This is a genomic window from Streptomyces sp. NPDC001027, assembly GCF_040299045.1.
Taxonomy (GTDB): domain Bacteria; phylum Actinomycetota; class Actinomycetes; order Streptomycetales; family Streptomycetaceae; genus Streptomyces.
This window is the reverse complement of the sequence record NZ_JBEPBI010000013.1, coordinates 31,993-48,104: the sequence shown is the minus strand read 5'-3', so window position 1 is coordinate 48,104 and position 16,112 is coordinate 31,993. Positions and strand designations below refer to the sequence as shown.

Sequence of the window (16,112 nt, the reverse complement as noted above, 5' to 3'; positions counted from 1 at the left end):
AGGCCAGTGATGACCGAAGCAGCGGGCAGGCCGCCCGCACTCCGCGTGGCGGACCTGATCGTGGCCGAGGGCCCCGAAGGGGCCGAGCGCATCCTGATCGCCGGGCTGACCGCTGGCGTCGCCGCTGGCGAGATCGTCGCGGTGCACGCCGACGACAGGGAGGCGGCCGACGCCCTGGTGCAGGTCCTAGACGGACGGCGGCGGGCCCAGTACGGGGCCATGACCGTGGGCGGCGGCGGTCGCCCACGGCGGGTCGCCCCCGCACGGCCGGCGGGCGTGAGCGTCGTACGGGCGGGGCAGCCGCTGCCCGGCGGCGACCCGCGTCCGGTCGTGGTCGTGGACGCGACCCGGTCCGCCGCCGGCACGCCGGACACGGCGCCCGCGCAGGCCGCCGCCCGCGGTGGCAGCGGCGTGCTCCTCGTGACCACCGACCCGGAGACCGCGGCGACCGCCGACCGGGTCGTCCACCTCAACCGGCCCCCGAAGCCCCCCGTCCCGCAGGAGCCCGAGGCCCGGTTCTCCGTGGGAGCCCTCACCGACGCGGCCGTCGGCTCCCTCGTCGCGGCCGGGGTCGGCGCCGAGCGCGCCGCCCTCGTCGCGCGGGTGCTCGTCGACGCCGACGTGCGCGGTCACTTCTCGCACGGCGTCGGTCTGCTCCCCATGTACCTCGACCGGCTCGCGCAGGGCGGCATCGACGCCGCCGCCGAGCCCGGATGGAACTCCGAGGACGGGCCCGTCGCCGTCCTCGACGCCCGCGGCGGCTTCGGACAGGTCGCCGCCGAACTCGCCGCCGCGCACTGCGCCCGGCAGGCGGCCGAGACCGGACTGGCCGCCGTGGCTGTCCGCGGCAACAACCACATCGGGATGCTCGCCGCCTACCGCGACCACTTCGTCCGGCACGGCGTCGTCGGCCTGGTGCTCAACGTCTCCGGGCCGAGCGTCGCCGCCCCCGGCGCCGGGCGCCCCACGCTCGGCAACGACGCGGTCTGTATGGTGGTCCCGCGCGGCGAACAGCGGCCGCTCGTCGTGGACTTCGCCACCGGCACCGTCGCCAGCGGCAAGATCCGGCACGCCGCCCACCGCGGCGAACCGGTGCCCGCGACCTGGCTGGTGGACCGCCAGGGGCGGCCCACCACCGACCCGGAGGAGCTGGACCGCGGCGGCGCCGTCCCCGTGTTCGGCGGCCACAAGGGACTCGGCGTCGCCGTGATCACCGAGGTCCTCGCCGGCATCCTCGCCGGTCACATCGTCAGCCCGCTGGTGCACAAGCAGCGCGCGGAACCCGACCGGGCCATGGACTGCTCCCAGCTGTTTCTCGCCCTGTCCCCGTCGGCCTTCGGCAACCCGCCGGTCGACGAACTGCTCACCGTGCTCTCGAACGCCGTCGCCGCCGGCTACCCCGAGGGAGCCCCCCGCGTCCACCTGCCCGAACAGCAGGAGGAGCTCGCCGAGGCGGCGGCCCGCGACGACGGCATACCCGTGCCGCTCGCGGTCGTCGAGCGGCTCGGCTGGACCGCGGACCGCACCCCCGCCGTGCCGAGAGCCGTCCCGGGAGGCTCCCGATGAGCGTCGGAGTGGGCCTCGTCGGCTTCGGGGCGGCGGGCCGGCAGCACGCGGCCGCCCTCGAAGGGCACCCCGCGGCCCGGACCGTGGCCGTGCTCGAACTGGACCCGGCGGTCGACGTCGCCGGACTGCCCCGGGCGGGCTCCTGGCGGGAACTCCTCGCCGATCCCCGCATCGGCCTGGTCTCCCTGTGCCTGCCGCCCGGCCACCGGGCCGAACTCGCGGTCCAGGCCCTGGAGGCCGGCAAGGCCGTCCTCCTGGAGAAGCCGCCCGCCCGGTCCGCCACCGAGATCGACCTGCTGAGCTCCGCCTCCCGGCGCGCCGGGAGGCCGGTCGGGGTGATGCTGCAGCACCGGATGCGGCTGCCCGCGGCCGCCCTGGCCGCGAACTGGGCCGTCCCCGCCGTCACGGCGGTCCTGGAGGTGTCGCGGTTCCGGCCGCCGGCCCACTACCGCAGGGCCGGCTGGCGCAGCGACCCCGCCGAGGCGTTCGGGGGCATCGCGGCCCACCTCGGCGTCCACTACCTCGACCTCGCCTGCCAGTTGCTCGGCCATCCCGAGAAGGTACGGCTCGCGCCCAGCCGGGAGCTCGCCCCCGGCATCGACTCCCGGGTCACCGGGCACATCGAGTTCCGGGCCGGTGCCACCCTCGCGTTCACCGTCACCGCCGAGTCGGCCGTCCGCAGCGAACGGCTGCAGATCCTCGGCCCCGACGGGGGGCTCTGCATCGCCGACGGCATGGTCACCACGCAGATCGGCGACACCGAGCAGACCCTGCCCACCGTGCCCACCCCGGAACTGCGGCGCATGGTCTACCAGGAGATGGCCGAGGCCATGACGACCGGACGGCCGCCGCTGCGCTGCCACCTGGACGGCGCGCGCCCGGTGACGGAGATCCTGACGTTCGTCGCGCGGGAGCTGGCGGTGGCCTCATGAGCACCACCGGAGTCGGCCTCTCGTCCGGATCCGCCCCCGGCCTGGACGCCGCCGCGCTCGCCGCGCTCACCCTGGAGCTCGGCGGAGGCACCGTCGACGTACGCGCCGGGAAGGGCCACGCCTGGGAGGACACGGGCGGCCTGGCCGGACTGCGGGCCGCCGGTGTCGAGGTCGGCTTCGTCGGCATCGGCACCGTCCTCGGCGACCCTGCCCACCCGGCGGACGGCTGCGCCGCGCTGCCGTGGCTGGAACCGGGCCTGCCCGTCAAGGTGTTCGCCGCCGAGGGCTGCACGGCCCCCGGGCGCTACGAGCTGACGCTCGCCCAGGTCGCGGCCGTGACCGCGCGGACCGGCGACAGCCGTCTCGTCCTCGTCGAGACCCACCACGGCTACGCGCCGGTCGGCGAACTCGTCGACCTGTGCGAGCGTGCCGGCACCGGCATCCTGCTCGACACCATGGGCCTCGCCCGCATCACGGACGACCCCGCGGCGGCCGCTGCCCGGCTCGCCCCCTGGACCACGTACGGCCAGGTCAAGGGCTTCGACTGGGCGGACCCGGCCGGCTCCCGGCACCGTCCCCTCGCCTCCTGCGCCGGCCCAACCCGCGAGGTGCTCGCCGCCGCCGGCGCGCTGCGCGCGGTCACCGTCGAGTCGAAGGCGCCCTCGCTCGCCGAGGACACCGCGCTGCTCCTCGACTGGTACGCCGCCGGCGCCTCGCGCGCCACCGCGTGACGCGAAACGGTCCCTGTTCCCGACCCCCCTCCCCTCCATGAGGAGAAGACCCACCCATGAGACTCGCCATCATCAACGACGAGCTGTCCCAGGACATCGAGGCGGCCGCGGCGCAGACCGCCCGGCTGGGCTTCGGCGGCCTGGAGATCCGCTCCTCCGGCGGCGTCCCGCCGCACCTGATGAGCGACGCGCAGCTCACCGCCGTACGCGACACTGTCGCCGGTCACGGCCTCGCGGTCGCCGGCTTCGACCCGCCCGCCCTGAAGTGCGCCCTGCCGCGCACCGACGCCGAGATCACGGCCGTACGGGACCTCGTCGTCGACGCCGTCCGGCGGGCCGAACTGCTCGGCGCCCCGTTCGTCCGCGTCTTCACCTTCTACCGCGAGGGCGACCCTGACCCGCGGGCCGCCGCGAAGGCCGCGCAGGAGGTCCTGGACGGCGTCCCCCACGACCGTGTCCCGCTCGTCGTGGAGACGGGCATGCGCACCAACAGTCCCACCATGCGCCACACCCTCGCGTTCCTCGACGAACTCGGCGACGACCGGCTCGGCATCCTGTGGGACCCGGGCAACAGCGTCTTCAGCGGCTGGGACCCCGCGCCCTTCCCGCAGGACTACGCGCTCGGCCGGGAACGCATCCGGCACGTCCACGTGAAGGACCCCGACGGCCGTACCGCCTACGTCCGCCTGGGCCACGGCGACCTGCCGTGGCCCGCGATCCTCGCCCGGCTCGCCGAGGACGGCTACGACGGCTGGCTCTCCCTGGAGACCCACTGGCGGATCGGTCGCCCGCCGCTGACCCAGCAGCAGCGCGACGAGCCGTGGGGCGAGGAGTTCACCGCCGGCGGCTTCGAGGCCAGCTCGCAGTGCATGGAGCTGCTGCGCGAGATGGTGGAGGGCCTCGCATGACCACGTCCCCGCTGATCCTGCTCGGCGCCCAGCGCTGCGGCACCACGGCGTTCGCATACGCCCTGAACCTGGCCTTCCACGACGCCGGCGGCCACTTCACGGTCAACGGCAAGGTGCTGTACCTGCTGCACCGCTGGCTGTCCCGGCAGGATCTGGCCGACCGCCATCTACGCACGGACGAGATCCTGCACGCCCTCGACCGCCGCCCGCCGGACGGCGCGGGCGTCGACGCCTGGCGCGCCCGCGTCGAGCAGAGCCTGCGCACCGCCGCCCGAGAGGTCGCCGAGGGCACCGCCGGGGACGACCCCGCGGCCCTCGCCCGCCGCATCCTCACCGAGAGCAACCAGGACCTGCCCTGCTGGGGCGACAAGTACAACGAGTACCTGCTGCACCTGCCCTGGCTCGGCGACGTACTGCCCGACGCGCGGTACGTGATGCTCGTCCGCCACCCCCTGGAGGCCGCGCGGTCCATGCTGAGGTGGACCGGCGACCGGCCGTGGGTGCCGGTCAGCGAGGCCACGGCGCTCGCCAAGTGGACCGCATGGAACGCGCACTGGCTGGACTTCGCGCCGCGGGTCCCGGCGGAGCGGTGGCTGGTCATCGAGTACCAGGCGCTGTGCCGGGGCGAGGAGACCGCCCGCCTGGAGGAGTTCACCGGTATGAGCCTCCGCCCGTACCTGACCGGACTCGCCCCGCGCAACCCGGCCGCCCACGCCGACGACACCCTGCCGCCGGAGACCGCCGCCGTCTGGGAGGCGCTGCAGCAGGCAGCCGTTCCCGCCCTCACGACAACCACGCCGAGGTGACCATCCCCATGTCCGCACCCCGAGTCCTCGTCCTCGGTGGCAAGGCCGGCATCGTCCGCAAGGCCGCCGCCCTGGGCTACGACCTCGTGCACGTCCAGAAGCCATCTGCCTTCGACCCGTCGGTCGTCGCGCACTGCGCGCAGGTGCTGCTCGTCGACTACCAGGACGTCCCCACCGTCACGGCCCTCGTCCGCGCCCTGCACGAACAGCGGCCGATTGCCCGGGTCTTCACCCAGACCGAAGCCGCCCAGGTCGTCGCTGGCCACCTGACCGAGACCCTGGGCCTGCCCGGCAACACCACGCGCACCACCCGCCTGCTGCACGACAAGCCCGCCCTGCGGGCGCTGCTCAACGAGCGGGGCATCGGGCCGGTCGCCACCCTGACCCGTTGCACGCTCGACGAGCTGCGCGACTTCGTGAAGACGCACGGCGCCGCCGTGCTCAAGCCGACCATGGGCTCCGGCAGCCTCGGCGTGCGCATGATCCACTCGCCGGACGAAACCAACGCGGCCTGGGCCTGGCGCGAGGAGTTCGGCCTGACCGACTTCATGGTCGAACAGCTCCTCGTCGGGCAGGAGCTGAGCGTCGAGACCTTCTCGACGGGCGGCGTGCACACGGTCGTCGCGGTCACCGGCAAGGAGACCGGCGGGGGAGTGGTCGAGCTCGGCCACGTCGTCCCCGCCCCGCTCGCGGACGACGAACTCGCCGCCGTGCACGGCATCGTCCTGGACCTCCTCGACGCGGTCGGGCTCCAGGACGGCCCCGCCCACACCGAGCTGATCCTCACCGCCGACGGACCGCGCGTCGTCGAGTCGCACAGCCGCCGCGGCGGCGACCGCATCAACGACCTCGTACGGCTCGTCCACGGCGTCGACCTGGAGGAGGCCACCTACCGGCTGGCCGAGGACGCCGCGCCGCTGCGCGCTGCCTCGGCCGACGGCGCCGCCGCCATCCGCTTCCTCGTCGCCGCACCCGGCGTCGTCACCTCCGTGACCGGCGTCGCGGACGCCGAGTCCGCGCCGGGCGTCGCCGACGTCGACGTCCAGGTCGAGGCCGGGGACACCGTGCACGAACTGCGCTGGTCGGAGGACCGCTGCGGCTACGTGGTGGCGCACGCCGCCGACGCCGCGACCGCCGTGCGGCTCGCCGTAGAGGCCGCCGCCCGCATCGTCATCACCACCGAGCCCACGGTCGGCGCGGCAGCGCCCGAGGCCACCCTGGGCGAGCTCCTCGACGAGGTCGACGAGGTGCTCGACCCCTTCGCCGCCCCCGAGCACGTGCAAGGAGTACGGCAGTGAGCACTGCAGACCACCCGCAGAAACGCGTCACCGCGGTCGTCGCCACCCGCAACCGGCCCGGCGACGTCCGCCATCTGCTGACCGCGATCGCGGCCTGCGACACCGGCGTCGTCCACGAGGTCCTACTCGTCGACGACGCGTCCGACACCCCGCTGCGTGCCGACGACGCCGAGCACCCCTTCCCCGTCCGGGTGCTGCGCAACGCCACCCGGCGCGGTGCCGCCGCCAGCCGCAACCTGGCGGCGAAGGAGGCGACCGGCGACGTGCTGGCCTTCCTGGACGACGATGCCCGGCCCCTGCCGGACTGGTTCCACGTCCTCGGCGACGCGCTGACCCCGGAGCGGGCCGCGATCACCGGCCGGGTCCTGCCGTTCGACAGCAGCGTCGTCGCGCGGGCCCGCCAGTACCGGTACGAGGTGCGCTACGCGCAGCACGCGCCGTTCAGCCCCGTGACCTTCTTCGCGGGCGGCAACTCGGCCGTCTGGACCAAGCTGTTCCTGACCGCCGGCGGCTTCCCGGACGTGGTCACCGCCAGCGACAACGGGCTCGTGGAACGGCTCGCCGAGTCGGACCGCCAGGTGTACTTCGTGCCCGCGCTCCGGGTCGCGCACCGCAACAGCAAGGGCGCTGGCGTCGCCTTCCGCGAGGCGTGGCGGGCGGGCCGGCTGGCCCCGCGCAGCACGCCCCAAGCGGCGCTGCGCCGCTTCACCACCGCTGCGAAGGTCCAGCCCTGGTCGGACGACCCGGCCGCGGCGGGCCTGAACCTCGGGCTGCAGGCGGCGAATTCCCTGGCCACAGCGCTTCCGGCGGTCTGACCGATTAACAGGAGGCACTGCGTACACATCCACGCGCGACGTGCGGGCCGCGCTGAAGCGGATGGGGCTGCCGGACTGCTACCAACCGACCAGGAGCGGAAGAGCGGAAGGAGGGGTCCCGGGAAACAACGGATATTGCTGGCCAGCGAGGATGGGGCTGGGTGGCTGATCAGCCTTCCTGTCCGGCCTGTGCGACGCTCTCGCGGTGTTTGCGTAGTTCTCGGTACAGGGTGGAGCGGCTCACCCCGAGCTCGGCGGCGACCTGCTCGGGGATCGCGCCGTCTTTGATCCGTTTTGCGGCTCCGGCTCGGGTGGTCGCGTTCAGCTTCGCCGGGCGTCCGGTTGGCAGGCCGCGGGCCTGCTTGGCGGCACGGGCGCTGGCAGCGCGCTCCAGCATGTAGATCCGTTCCATCTGGGCGAACATCGCCAGCAGGGCGATGGCCACCTCGGTGCCGGGGCCGGGCTCGCTGGTGTCGACGGCGAGTTTGTCGCCGAGGGTACGCAGGTGGATGCCGCGCTGAGTGAGGTCGTACACGAGGTTGAGGGTCTCGCGCATGTTGCGGCCGAGCCGGTCCAGGGTGAGCACGTTGATCCGGTCGCCGGGCCGGGCGAAGGCGAGCAGCGCGGTCAGGCCCTCGCGGTCCATGTTCGCGCCGGTGCGCTTGTCGACGTAGATGTGCTCCTCGGCGACTCCGGCGGCGCGCATCGCGTCGATCTGCCGGGCGAGGTCCTGCGCGGTGGTGCTGACTCTGCAGTACGCGAGATCCATGCGTGCCACTGTCCCACAACTTGACGCCTTGGTGCGGCTTCTGACACATGCTTGTGACACTAGATTCTGACACGGGCCGACCTGCGGGAACGTGATCACCGTTCGGTCGCTGGAGTCCTGTGTCAGATCCCTTGCGCCCAGACGATCCCGACCGCTGCACGAATAGGTGTCAACTCATGTGACAACAAACTGCACTCTCTGCGTGGTTCCTACTCGACCCCCCGCTCCAGCATCACCCATCGCCTTGGGGCGAACGCGCTGCATCCGACCTCAACGGCGACAGCCTGCTTGACTGCCAAACGGCGTGGGCCACTCTCGTGATCAGGACAAGTGGTCAGGCTTCGGCTCGGCCTGAGTCCTCGGGCTCCTCGACCAGGCCGCTGGCGAAGGGGAATGCCTCCAGGAACTCCCGCCGGCCTGGGTCCTGCTCGGCCTCGGCCAGGTCCGCGAGGACCGTCAGGAACCGGCCGCTCTGGTCCTGCGGCAGCTTCCCCAGCACCCAGCTCACGCTCTCCATCATCTTCACCGCGGAGTCAGGGTCCACCTCGTCGTCCTCGCAGCTGTCGAGGAACCAGATGACGTCTACGACGAGTCCGGCAAGGACGGGCACCAGCGGGTCCGTTTCAGTCATCCGGGCAACCTATCCGACCCCGATGACAGCACCACCACCTCGGCCGACCCGCGTTCCGCGCCGGCCCCAACTACGAAGGAGCACCGACCTGATGAACGACAGTCCCGCCTAGCTGGCCGCGACGCGGCCAACCTCCGCACCCGCGCTGCCTTCAGACCGGCAAGACGTACCACATCTGGAACGAGGAAGCGTCTTCGATCCCGGTCCCAACGCAGTCCGCGCTGCGGACCCTGGAATGGGTCGGCCAGCGCGAGAACCTCTGCGTCGTCGGACCCTCCAGGGCCGGGAAGTCTCACTGCTGCGAGGCGCTCGGCCAGTCTGCGGTCGATGCCGGGATGACCGTCGCCTGGTTCACCATTGAAGACCTGGGGGCTCTGATCCGCCATCACCGCGTCGAGGGCGGCCTGCTGGGTGAAGGCGTTGAGGGGGTGATCGAAGTCGCCGAGCGTGAGCCGGCCGCAGGGAAAGTCGACCACGTAGGCCCGCGCCCCAGGCAGAGCTCTGCGAAGCAGGAGCGACCCAAGCGACCGGCTACTGAAGTCGCCGAGGCCGCAGGCAATCCAGGCCTTGGTGTCAGAGCTTCGGTCGCGTGGGTCGCTCGAGGGAGGGCGCCTACAGCGACCAAAGCCCAGCTACTGAGCGGCTCTTCAGTCGCTGCTCTGAGTCCCGGATGAAAACCGCAGGTCACTGGGCCTCGTAGTGAGGCGTCAGCGACCGAAGCGACTCAAGTTCGGGTATATGAAGAGGTTCTGCTCTCTTCGTGTGTGTCATATATAGGAGGCTTCAGTCGCTTCAGTCGCTGTTTTGGATCTTAGAGGCCTGTGAACTGGTGCTTTTCAGGACGGAGGAGCAGCGACCGAAGGTGGTTCGGTCGCTGCGATGTCTGCTGGGTAGCTGTGCTACCAGTCGATCCCTCATCGGTGCCGCACTGATGGTTCCTTTTTGCATGTGCTCCATGACCTCACCGGTCACATTCGCTACGCTGTGTCCGTCGTTGAGTCGCTTCGGTCGCTGATAGGGGATGCGCATGCCCGCTGAACTGCGCTTTTCTAGCAGCGACTCACGGCAGCCCACCTCTCAGTCTTCAGTCGCTGGGTCCCTGGCCACTGCCAGCTGGTGTGCACGCCGCGGCTGGCCAGTCCACCCCCTCGCGGCCGGCCGCAAAACGCCGGCCGCGAACTGCACGGACTGCCGCATGAACCCGCACCCACCTGCTCGGTGCTTCTGCCTGCCTGCAGGACGCTGGTGCCACGGCTTCCACGCCGCCACCCTCGACCAGCGCCGCATCACCAAGTGGTGGGACACTCACCCAGAATTCGGCGTGGGCGTCGCCTGCGGCCCGGCCAGTCTGGTCATCATCGACATCGACGCCCACCCCACGCAGCCCCCCAGCCGGGACCGGATCCTGCCCGGCATCCCCATCGCGGACGACATCGATCTCACCGGCCTGGCCAACGGCTTCCACACACTCGCGGTGCTCGCCGCACTGCGCGGCCAACCCAACCCAGCCGACGACGTCACCACCCTGCGCGTCCGTACCCCATCAGGCGGCATGCACGTCTGGTACAGGGCTGCCGACAACCGCCGCTGGAACTGCTCTGCCGGCTCGAGCCAAGGCCGAGCCCTGGCCTGGCAGGTCGACGTCCGCGCTCATGGCGGCTACATCGTCGCCCCCGGCACCACGACTCGGGACGGCACCTATACCCCCGTGGACAGCGTCCGAGAACCGTCCGTCCTGCCCACCTGGCTCGCCCAAGAACTCGAACGCACCGGTCACCTGCCTGCCCCCAGCGTTCCCGCTCCCCGGCCGGTCCCACCCCGCGCTCAACAAGCCATCCTCGCCGCAGGCGGCGGCCGCGACCGCACCCAGCGCATGCTCGCTTCTGTCCTCGCCCCCATCGAGGCCTGCGGCCAGGTATCTGAAGGCGCCGGGTTCTCCGACACGCTCAATCGCGCCGCCTACACCCTCGGAGGCCTCGTCGCTGCCGGCCGCCTCGCCGAGCAAGAAGCTGAACAAGCCCTCACTCGCGCCGCGTCCGCCGCCCGCCCAGGCCAGGAACGACGGGCCGAGCAGATCATCCGCAGCGGCATGGCCGCCGGCAGCAAACAGCCCCTCTACGCGCGCGAGGGCCGCCCATGACCACGCCCGGCAACGAGACAGAGACGCTCTTCGACTTCAATGCCGAAGCCGTCGCTGCCCAGATCCGTGCCCAAACGAGCCCCGCCCTGCCAGCGGCCACCGTCCCATTGCCCGCACAAGCCGGCGCCTCCCGCGCCGCCGCAGGCGAAGCGACCGCAATGGGACTACTGCCCGACACCCTCACCGATCGCGGCAACGCGAAACTCTTCGTCAAGCTCTACAACAACGACTACCGGCACGTGCCCGGCATCGGCTGGTATCGATGGGACACCACCCGCTGGCAGATCGACGAAGACGACACCGTCCTGTGGGCAGCAGGCGACCTCGCCGAAGCCATCGCCGCCCACGACCCCCGCGGCCTCTTCACCACCCAAGCCCTCCAACAACACCGCCGCCGCGCCCTGTCCACCACCGGCATCAACGCCATGCTGGCCCAGGCCAAATCCGCTCCCGGCATGGTCCTCAACGCCGCCCTCCTGGACGCCGACCCCTACGCCCTGTGCACCCCCGACGGCATCGTCGACCTGCGCACCGGCCTGGTGAAAACCCCCGACCCGAACAAGGACTTCCACTCCCGCTCCACCACCGTCGGACCCCAGCCCCTGCCCACCCCCCGCTGGCAGCGCTTCCTGACCGACACCTTCGGCGCCGACACCGAAGACCAGGAAATGATCACCTACCTCCAGCTGCTCCTGGGGTACTCCGTCACCGGCGACGTCGGCGGGCAAGTCCTGCCCTTCCTCTTCGGCTCCGGCAAAAACGGCAAATCAGTCCTGCTGGACGTGCTCATGAAACTCCTCGGCGACTACGCCGACGCAGCACCGCCTGGCTTCCTCATGGCCCGCCCCTACGAAGGCCACCCCACAGACCTCGCCGAACTCCACGGCCGACGCGTCATCGTCTGCTCCGAAGTCAAACACGGCGACAAATTCGACGAAGCCCGCGTCAAGCTCCTCACCGGCGGCGACCGCATCAAAGCCCGCCGCATGCGACAGGACTTCTTCAGCTTCGAACCCACCCACAAACTCTGGCTGCTGGGCAACCACCGGCCCGAAGTCGGCACCGGAGGCTTCGCCTTCTGGCGCCGCATGCGACTCATCCCCTTCGAACGAGTCGTCCCCGACCACCGCAAAATCGACAACCTCGCCGACATCCTCGTCACCGAAGAAGGCCCCGGCATCCTCGGCTGGCTCATCGACGGCGCCCGCCGCTACCTCGCCGGCGACCGAGACCTCACCGGACCCGAACGCGTCCGCATCGCCACCACCGCCTACGCCGAAACCGAAGACCACACCGGACGCTTCTACGAAGAATGCTGCACCCTCGGCCCCGAACTGCGCGCTGAGCAGACGGCGCTCTACGCCGTCTACAAGACCTGGTGCCAGAATGAAGGCGCACCGGCCATGTCCTCACGAGCGTTCGCCTCCCGCACCCGGGAACTCGTCGGACTAGCCTCGCCCAAACAGATGATCCTGTCCAACCAGCGCAAGCACTACCCCGGCATCGGCCTGCTCACCGACGACGAAAGGGACCCCAGCCCATGAGCTCCCTGATCACCGAGGACGAGATCAGCCACGAAGCCGACATCGTGTGGCTCGAGGACATCGACCATCTCGACTACGTCCGCCAAAGCCTGGACCGCCTGCCCACCCGCAAAGGCAAGCCGGCCTACCACCGCGACGGACGCATGGTCGGATACGCCCTCTTGGCACCCACCGCCAAACCCTCCCGCGCCTCCGGCACCTTCCGCCGCCGCGTCTTCTGGTTGCTGCCCCACGACCGCGACAACCAGCCCGACGGCCTCTACGCCAGAAGCGCCCCCGCCGAGGCCGTCGATCCGCGCACCCTCGAGGCCAGAGTGAAGGGATACAAGACCGAACGCTCAGAAGGCGGCCCTCCGTCGACCGCCATGCAGGAACTCGGCATAACCCTCCCGCTGTAACCACGCAGGGCCGTCTGGTCCACGACTTCCCCACTCAGGTCATAAAGCGTCTGCCCGCGTCCGGCGTGCAGGTCCCATGTCCCGGACGCGGAAGGCGTCACCCCAACGAGCGACATCCCTGTGAGATCCGATGCCGGTAGTCGGCTGACTCGGTCTGGTCCGCAGTTACGCGTCTCGATCGGCTTCCTGAGCTGCACGCTCCAGCCGGGTTCGATAGTTCTCCCACCACGCTGAGTCGCCCGGCGGCATGCTGTCGTTGCCCTGGTTCATCCCCACGGCCCCGTCTATGAGTTCCCGGAGGATGTCCGCGTGCCCAGCGTGCCGGTGTGTATCGGCGATCACGCGCACCACGGCATGGTGCAACGTCACCTCGTCCCTTCTGTTGGGCCACCATGGCACCTTGCCGATCGTGTCCAGAGCCAGCGCGTCGATCGTCGCGTCCGCGTGCGCCCACGCCCGGCGGTAAAGCTCCACGATGTGATCGCGTGACTCGTCGGCCGTGGCCCACATATCCGCGTTGGGCTCAGCACCGTCTTCGAGCCAGGGCAGCGGCTCGCCGGACGGCCGTCCGAAGGTGTCGCCGAGGTAGCCCAGCTCCACACTGGCCACGTGTTTCACCAGGCCCAAAAGGTTGGTGCCGGTCGGCGTCAGCGGGCGGCGGATGTCGTACTCCGAGAGCCCTTCGAGCTTCCAGAGCAAGGCATCACGGGCGGACTGCAGATAAAAGTGAAGGTCAGCCTTGGGATCCGATGCGGTCATGGGGCCAGTCTGCCGCTTGAATGATCTTCGCCCACCGCCTTTTCCGCTACTCGCGGCGAACCAGATCATCTGACACGGCGAGCCAATCGGACCAGATCACTTGAGACAGGGACCAGATCGACAGAGACAGGACAAGAAATCTCCGTCCCGCCACGCTGCGCCGCTGTCCTCTGACACTGAACATGGACTGTCTGCCATCCAAGTTGGACCGGTCAGGCGGTGATGAGGAGTTTCTCCTTCCAGGGCCGAAGGTGCAGGCCAACAGCCGCGAGGGTCGGCACCGAACGGGCGCAGCCGCCGCTCAGCGCGGAGTAGGCCCGGGAGGTGACGGCCGGGCTGCGCGAGGCGATGGACGACCTCCGGCGCTCCGTGCCGGTGCTCGCCGTCCGGGACCGCGACGATGCAACATGGAGTTCGAGATCTGCGGCCAGCCGCTGACTGTCAGTCCCTTACCCATCATTTCGGACACAGCGAGTTGAACGACACCTTCCGCCCCTATGTGGCATGTACGCTCCAGGACTTGTCGTTGTCGCTGACCAGACGGCGACGTCAACCGGTGTGCCAAGGGAGGCACGGTGCCGTTACGCTGGCCACCCTGGTTCACCTGCGGCACGGCGTCACGCACGATGTGCTGGCCTATGTCCCAGGCCCGGCTCGCCAAGGAGGTCTGGGACTACGAGCGCTACGCCGGGCACCGCGTCTGGGAAGGCGCCCGCGACACCAACGGCCGCACGTTCCCGTTCTGGCAGCGCCACCGCTACACCCGCTCCCAGACCTTCCCGCGGCTGCACGTCGTCCTGGCGGGCAGCACGAGGTTGCGCCAGGGGTTGCGGTAGGTGTTGCGCGGCCCGCAGGAACGCCCCTGCGTCCGCGCAGGTCACCGCCTGGGTTTGCCGTGGTCGGCCCGCTGACATCCCCGTTGCGGCTGCTCTGCCCATGTCCCTTGGCTGGAGTGAAGGAGTAAGGGACGGGCGGGATGGGTGGCGCGGTCGCGGCCGGGGACCGGGGCGCGCTCATCCGGTTGCGTGTCGGCCGGGGCCGCAGCGCCCGTGCCGGCCGTCAGCGCGGCGGCGACGTCCAACGGGGGACGTCGGCGGGGGAGAGGTCAGGGCGGGCACGGTGCAGGCGTGCGGGGTGGCGCCACCGGTCGGAGGCGTCACGGGCGACGTCGACGCCGACTTCCACCACCAGTTCCGGTTCCACCAGCGTGACGGTCAGCGTCTCCCGGCCGCCCCACCCGGCGGAGAACGACCAGCCCGTCCATGGATGACCGCGCCGGGCCGGAGCGAGCAGCCCGGCGGCTGTGCCGCTCGCCGCCCGGGCGAGGGTGGTGGTGCGGCCGGCGTCGTCGTACCTGCCGAGCAGCAGGCTGCTGGGGGCGGCCAGGGAGCCGGTGACCGCGCCGACGATCGCCTCGGTCGTCTCACGCACCTTGTACTTCCGCCACCCGCGCACCGCAAGCTCGTACACGCCGTCCAGCCGCTTGAAGAGCACGCCTTCCATCCCGACCGACGCCCACGTCAGCCAGTCACGCACGGTTTCCGGATCGGTGGTCGACGGGCACAGCGCCCACGGGGCGGACAGCCGACGGGCGGCGAACACGGACTCGAGCGCGGCCCTACGCCGCCGATATGGCCAGCTGGTCGTGTCGGTCCCCGACAACCGCAGCAGATCGAATGCGCCGAAGTGGGCCGGCCACTCACCCGCCGCCCGGGCCGCCCCGGCGCCGCGCCGCTGAAGCCGGTTCTGCAGCTGCTCGAAGGCGAGCCGTCCCGCGGCGTCCTATACGACCAGCTCGCCATCCAGCGCGGTGGCGTCCGGCAGATACGCGGCCCCGGCCTCAATCTGCGGGAACGCCAGCAGCATCTCGGTGCCGCGCCTGGAGCGCAGCACCACCTGGCCCGCATCGACGGAAAGCAGGGCCCGGAATCCATCCTTCTCCAGATTTTGATGTGTCTCATGAGACATCAGCTCCGGTTCTTGATTCCCAGAAAAGATCCAGAACCGGAGGCATGACTCATGTGAGCGTGCTGGGCATGCCTGGTTCCGCCTGAGCTGCGCGCCCTGGACGCTCCCGGCCTGCTCGCTGACGAGGACTCAGACGGAGCGGAGAGCTGAGAACTGCGGGTGCCGCGGACTGGGAGCCTACAGCGCCTCCGTCAGCACCACACCGAAGAAGGCCGCGCCGAGCCCAGGGGGTCATCCGGTCAGGGCCGCGAGGGTGTCGTCCAGGTCGGTGGCCTTGGGCTGGTTATAGGGAAGCTTGGCCAGGATCTTGCCCATGCCGCAGGTGTTGGTGAGGGCAGAGAAGACCAGGCCGCCGGCGACGCCGGCTGAGAGCCAGCGAGCCACGTTCCAGCGCTGTCCTGCGATCAGGCCGCTCAGGACGAGGGATCCTGCGGCGAGGCGGACCTGGCGGTCCATGGCCCAGGGGATGCGGGTGCCGGTCGGCCGGTGGGTGTCGTGGCCGAGTTGCGTCCAGGCGGTGGTGCCGCCGGTGAGGGTGGCGGCCGTGATGCCCTGGTCGGCCAGACTTCGGCAGGCTTGGGCGGAGCGGGCGCCTGAGGCGCACACGATGAGGAGGTCGCCGCGGTCTGCGGCGGTCTTCAGGACGGGCAGGGCGGCATCGAGGTGGTCGAGGGGGATGTTGTGGGCGCCGGGCAGGTGACCGGAGGCGTATTCGCCGGGGGTGCGCACGTCGATGACGGTCAGCTCGTGCAGGCGGGTGTTGGCCTGCTCGGCGGTCAGGGCGGTGGTGGGTACCACGGGGATCTTCCTTTGCTTGGTTAGGGTTACCCCTTCGGTAGGATACCCA

At 70.9% G+C, this 16,112-nt stretch carries 17 protein-coding genes and 1 pseudogene; 12 read left to right on the top strand and 6 right to left on the bottom strand.

All coding sequences use genetic code 11. The features are described from left to right. Nucleotides 1–9: 9 nt before the first annotated feature. Genes ABT300_RS06825 through ABT300_RS06795 form a run of 7 tightly spaced genes read left to right on the top strand, consistent with a single transcriptional unit; the run spans nucleotide 10 to nucleotide 7,056 of the window. Nucleotides 10–1,566, top strand: coding sequence for an Ldh family oxidoreductase (locus ABT300_RS06825; RefSeq protein WP_351672889.1), 1,557 nt, complete (start codon nucleotides 10–12; stop codon nucleotides 1,564–1,566). Beyond that, nucleotides 1,563–2,498, top strand: coding sequence for a Gfo/Idh/MocA family protein (locus ABT300_RS06820; protein WP_351672887.1), 936 nt, complete (start codon nucleotides 1,563–1,565; stop codon nucleotides 2,496–2,498). The genes ABT300_RS06825 and ABT300_RS06820 overlap by 4 nt, the downstream gene beginning before the upstream one ends. Further along, a complete protein-coding gene (locus ABT300_RS06815; protein ID WP_351672885.1) occupies nucleotides 2,495–3,229 on the top strand; it encodes a hypothetical protein in 735 nt (244 codons plus the stop codon). The genes ABT300_RS06820 and ABT300_RS06815 overlap by 4 nt, the downstream gene beginning before the upstream one ends. A 56-nt stretch (nucleotides 3,230–3,285) precedes the next feature. Then, the gene (locus ABT300_RS06810; protein ID WP_351672883.1) at nucleotides 3,286–4,137 is read left to right on the top strand and encodes a sugar phosphate isomerase/epimerase family protein; all 852 of its coding nucleotides are present in this window, start codon (nucleotides 3,286–3,288) and stop codon (nucleotides 4,135–4,137) included. Then, a complete protein-coding gene (locus ABT300_RS06805; RefSeq protein WP_351672881.1) occupies nucleotides 4,134–4,943 on the top strand; it encodes a sulfotransferase in 810 nt (269 codons plus the stop codon). Before ABT300_RS06810 ends, ABT300_RS06805 begins: the two co-directional genes overlap by 4 nt. Nucleotides 4,944–4,951: 8 nt before the next feature. Further along, nucleotides 4,952–6,241: an ATP-grasp domain-containing protein gene (locus tag ABT300_RS06800; RefSeq protein WP_351672879.1), complete on the top strand. Its 1,290-nt coding sequence runs from the start codon at nucleotides 4,952–4,954 to the stop codon at nucleotides 6,239–6,241. Continuing rightward, on the top strand, nucleotides 6,238–7,056 hold the full coding sequence (locus ABT300_RS06795; RefSeq protein ID WP_351672877.1) for a glycosyltransferase: 819 nt from the start codon (nucleotides 6,238–6,240) through the stop codon (nucleotides 7,054–7,056). The genes ABT300_RS06800 and ABT300_RS06795 overlap by 4 nt, the downstream gene beginning before the upstream one ends. 169 nt (nucleotides 7,057–7,225) lie before the next feature. On the opposite strand, the gene ABT300_RS06790 is transcribed toward ABT300_RS06795, so the two are convergent. Together ABT300_RS06790 and ABT300_RS06785 are read right to left on the bottom strand one after the other, a co-directional pair. Continuing rightward, nucleotides 7,226–7,825, bottom strand: coding sequence for a recombinase family protein (locus ABT300_RS06790; protein WP_351672875.1), 600 nt, complete (start codon nucleotides 7,823–7,825; stop codon nucleotides 7,226–7,228). 334 nt (nucleotides 7,826–8,159) lie between these two features. Beyond that, nucleotides 8,160–8,456 (bottom strand): hypothetical protein, encoded by a 297-nt coding sequence (locus tag ABT300_RS06785; RefSeq protein ID WP_351672873.1) that lies wholly within the window; start codon nucleotides 8,454–8,456, stop codon nucleotides 8,160–8,162. 173 nt (nucleotides 8,457–8,629) lie between these two features. Between ABT300_RS06785 and ABT300_RS44420 the strand changes: the two genes are divergently transcribed. The 4 genes from ABT300_RS44420 (at nucleotide 8,630) to ABT300_RS06765 (ending at nucleotide 12,538) form a co-directional block, all read left to right on the top strand. Then, nucleotides 8,630–9,130, top strand: coding sequence for an ATP-binding protein (locus ABT300_RS44420; RefSeq protein WP_502977885.1), 501 nt, complete (start codon nucleotides 8,630–8,632; stop codon nucleotides 9,128–9,130). A gap of 353 nt (nucleotides 9,131–9,483) precedes the next feature. After that, on the top strand, nucleotides 9,484–10,596 hold the full coding sequence (locus ABT300_RS06775) for a bifunctional DNA primase/polymerase (protein WP_351672871.1): 1,113 nt from the start codon (nucleotides 9,484–9,486) through the stop codon (nucleotides 10,594–10,596). Further along, nucleotides 10,593–12,140: a DNA primase family protein gene (locus ABT300_RS06770; protein ID WP_351672869.1), complete on the top strand. Its 1,548-nt coding sequence runs from the start codon at nucleotides 10,593–10,595 to the stop codon at nucleotides 12,138–12,140. Before ABT300_RS06775 ends, ABT300_RS06770 begins: the two co-directional genes overlap by 4 nt. Continuing rightward, nucleotides 12,137–12,538, top strand: a complete 402-nt coding sequence (locus tag ABT300_RS06765; protein WP_319594835.1) for a DUF6009 family protein — start codon at nucleotides 12,137–12,139, stop codon at nucleotides 12,536–12,538. Before ABT300_RS06770 ends, ABT300_RS06765 begins: the two co-directional genes overlap by 4 nt. Nucleotides 12,539–12,703: 165 nt before the next feature. Here ABT300_RS06765 and ABT300_RS06760 read toward each other — a convergent pair whose 3' ends face one another. Next, entirely contained in the window at nucleotides 12,704–13,297 is a 594-nt protein-coding gene (locus tag ABT300_RS06760; RefSeq protein WP_351672867.1) for a DinB family protein, read from the bottom strand. A 638-nt stretch (nucleotides 13,298–13,935) separates the two neighbouring features. On the opposite strand from ABT300_RS06760, the gene ABT300_RS06755 reads away from it, so the two are divergent. Then, nucleotides 13,936–14,133 carry a hypothetical protein gene (locus ABT300_RS06755; protein WP_351672865.1) on the top strand — a complete coding sequence of 66 codons (198 nt, stop codon included), beginning with the start codon at nucleotides 13,936–13,938 and terminating at the stop codon, nucleotides 14,131–14,133. A 223-nt stretch (nucleotides 14,134–14,356) separates the two neighbouring features. Here ABT300_RS06755 and ABT300_RS06750 read toward each other — a convergent pair. The 3 genes and pseudogenes from ABT300_RS06750 to ABT300_RS06740 all read right to left on the bottom strand — a co-directional run. Continuing rightward, a pseudogene (locus tag ABT300_RS06750) lies at nucleotides 14,357–15,055 on the bottom strand (ATP-dependent DNA ligase); the annotation flags it as partial. Between the two features lie 24 nt (nucleotides 15,056–15,079). After that, nucleotides 15,080–15,265 (bottom strand): DNA ligase-like domain-containing protein, encoded by a 186-nt coding sequence (locus tag ABT300_RS06745; protein ID WP_351672863.1) that lies wholly within the window; start codon nucleotides 15,263–15,265, stop codon nucleotides 15,080–15,082. Between the two features lie 231 nt (nucleotides 15,266–15,496). Further along, nucleotides 15,497–16,063: a rhodanese-like domain-containing protein gene (locus ABT300_RS06740; RefSeq protein ID WP_351672861.1), complete on the bottom strand. Its 567-nt coding sequence runs from the start codon at nucleotides 16,061–16,063 to the stop codon at nucleotides 15,497–15,499. Nucleotides 16,064–16,112: the final 49 nt, after the last annotated feature.

What these genes read in the sequence shown, in the direction of transcription:
- ABT300_RS06825 (WP_351672889.1), top strand. Translation starts at nt 10, where the DNA reads ATGACCGAAGCAGCGGGCAGGCCGCCCGCACTCCGCGTGGCGGACCTG.
- ABT300_RS06820 (WP_351672887.1), top strand. Translation starts at nt 1,563, where the DNA reads ATGAGCGTCGGAGTGGGCCTCGTCGGCTTCGGGGCGGCGGGCCGGCAG.
- ABT300_RS06815 (WP_351672885.1), top strand. Translation starts at nt 2,495, where the DNA reads ATGAGCACCACCGGAGTCGGCCTCTCGTCCGGATCCGCCCCCGGCCTG.
- ABT300_RS06810 (WP_351672883.1), top strand. Translation starts at nt 3,286, where the DNA reads ATGAGACTCGCCATCATCAACGACGAGCTGTCCCAGGACATCGAGGCG.
- ABT300_RS06805 (WP_351672881.1), top strand. Translation starts at nt 4,134, where the DNA reads ATGACCACGTCCCCGCTGATCCTGCTCGGCGCCCAGCGCTGCGGCACC.
- ABT300_RS06800 (WP_351672879.1), top strand. Translation starts at nt 4,952, where the DNA reads ATGTCCGCACCCCGAGTCCTCGTCCTCGGTGGCAAGGCCGGCATCGTC.
- ABT300_RS06790 (WP_351672875.1), bottom strand. Translation starts at nt 7,825, where the DNA reads ATGGATCTCGCGTACTGCAGAGTCAGCACCACCGCGCAGGACCTCGCC.
- ABT300_RS06785 (WP_351672873.1), bottom strand. Translation starts at nt 8,456, where the DNA reads ATGACTGAAACGGACCCGCTGGTGCCCGTCCTTGCCGGACTCGTCGTA.
- ABT300_RS06775 (WP_351672871.1), top strand. Translation starts at nt 9,484, where the DNA reads ATGCCCGCTGAACTGCGCTTTTCTAGCAGCGACTCACGGCAGCCCACC.
- ABT300_RS06770 (WP_351672869.1), top strand. Translation starts at nt 10,593, where the DNA reads ATGACCACGCCCGGCAACGAGACAGAGACGCTCTTCGACTTCAATGCC.
- ABT300_RS06765 (WP_319594835.1), top strand. Translation starts at nt 12,137, where the DNA reads ATGAGCTCCCTGATCACCGAGGACGAGATCAGCCACGAAGCCGACATC.
- ABT300_RS06760 (WP_351672867.1), bottom strand. Translation starts at nt 13,297, where the DNA reads ATGACCGCATCGGATCCCAAGGCTGACCTTCACTTTTATCTGCAGTCC.
- ABT300_RS06755 (WP_351672865.1), top strand. Translation starts at nt 13,936, where the DNA reads ATGTCCCAGGCCCGGCTCGCCAAGGAGGTCTGGGACTACGAGCGCTAC.
- ABT300_RS06745 (WP_351672863.1), bottom strand. Translation starts at nt 15,265, where the DNA reads ATGTCTCATGAGACACATCAAAATCTGGAGAAGGATGGATTCCGGGCC.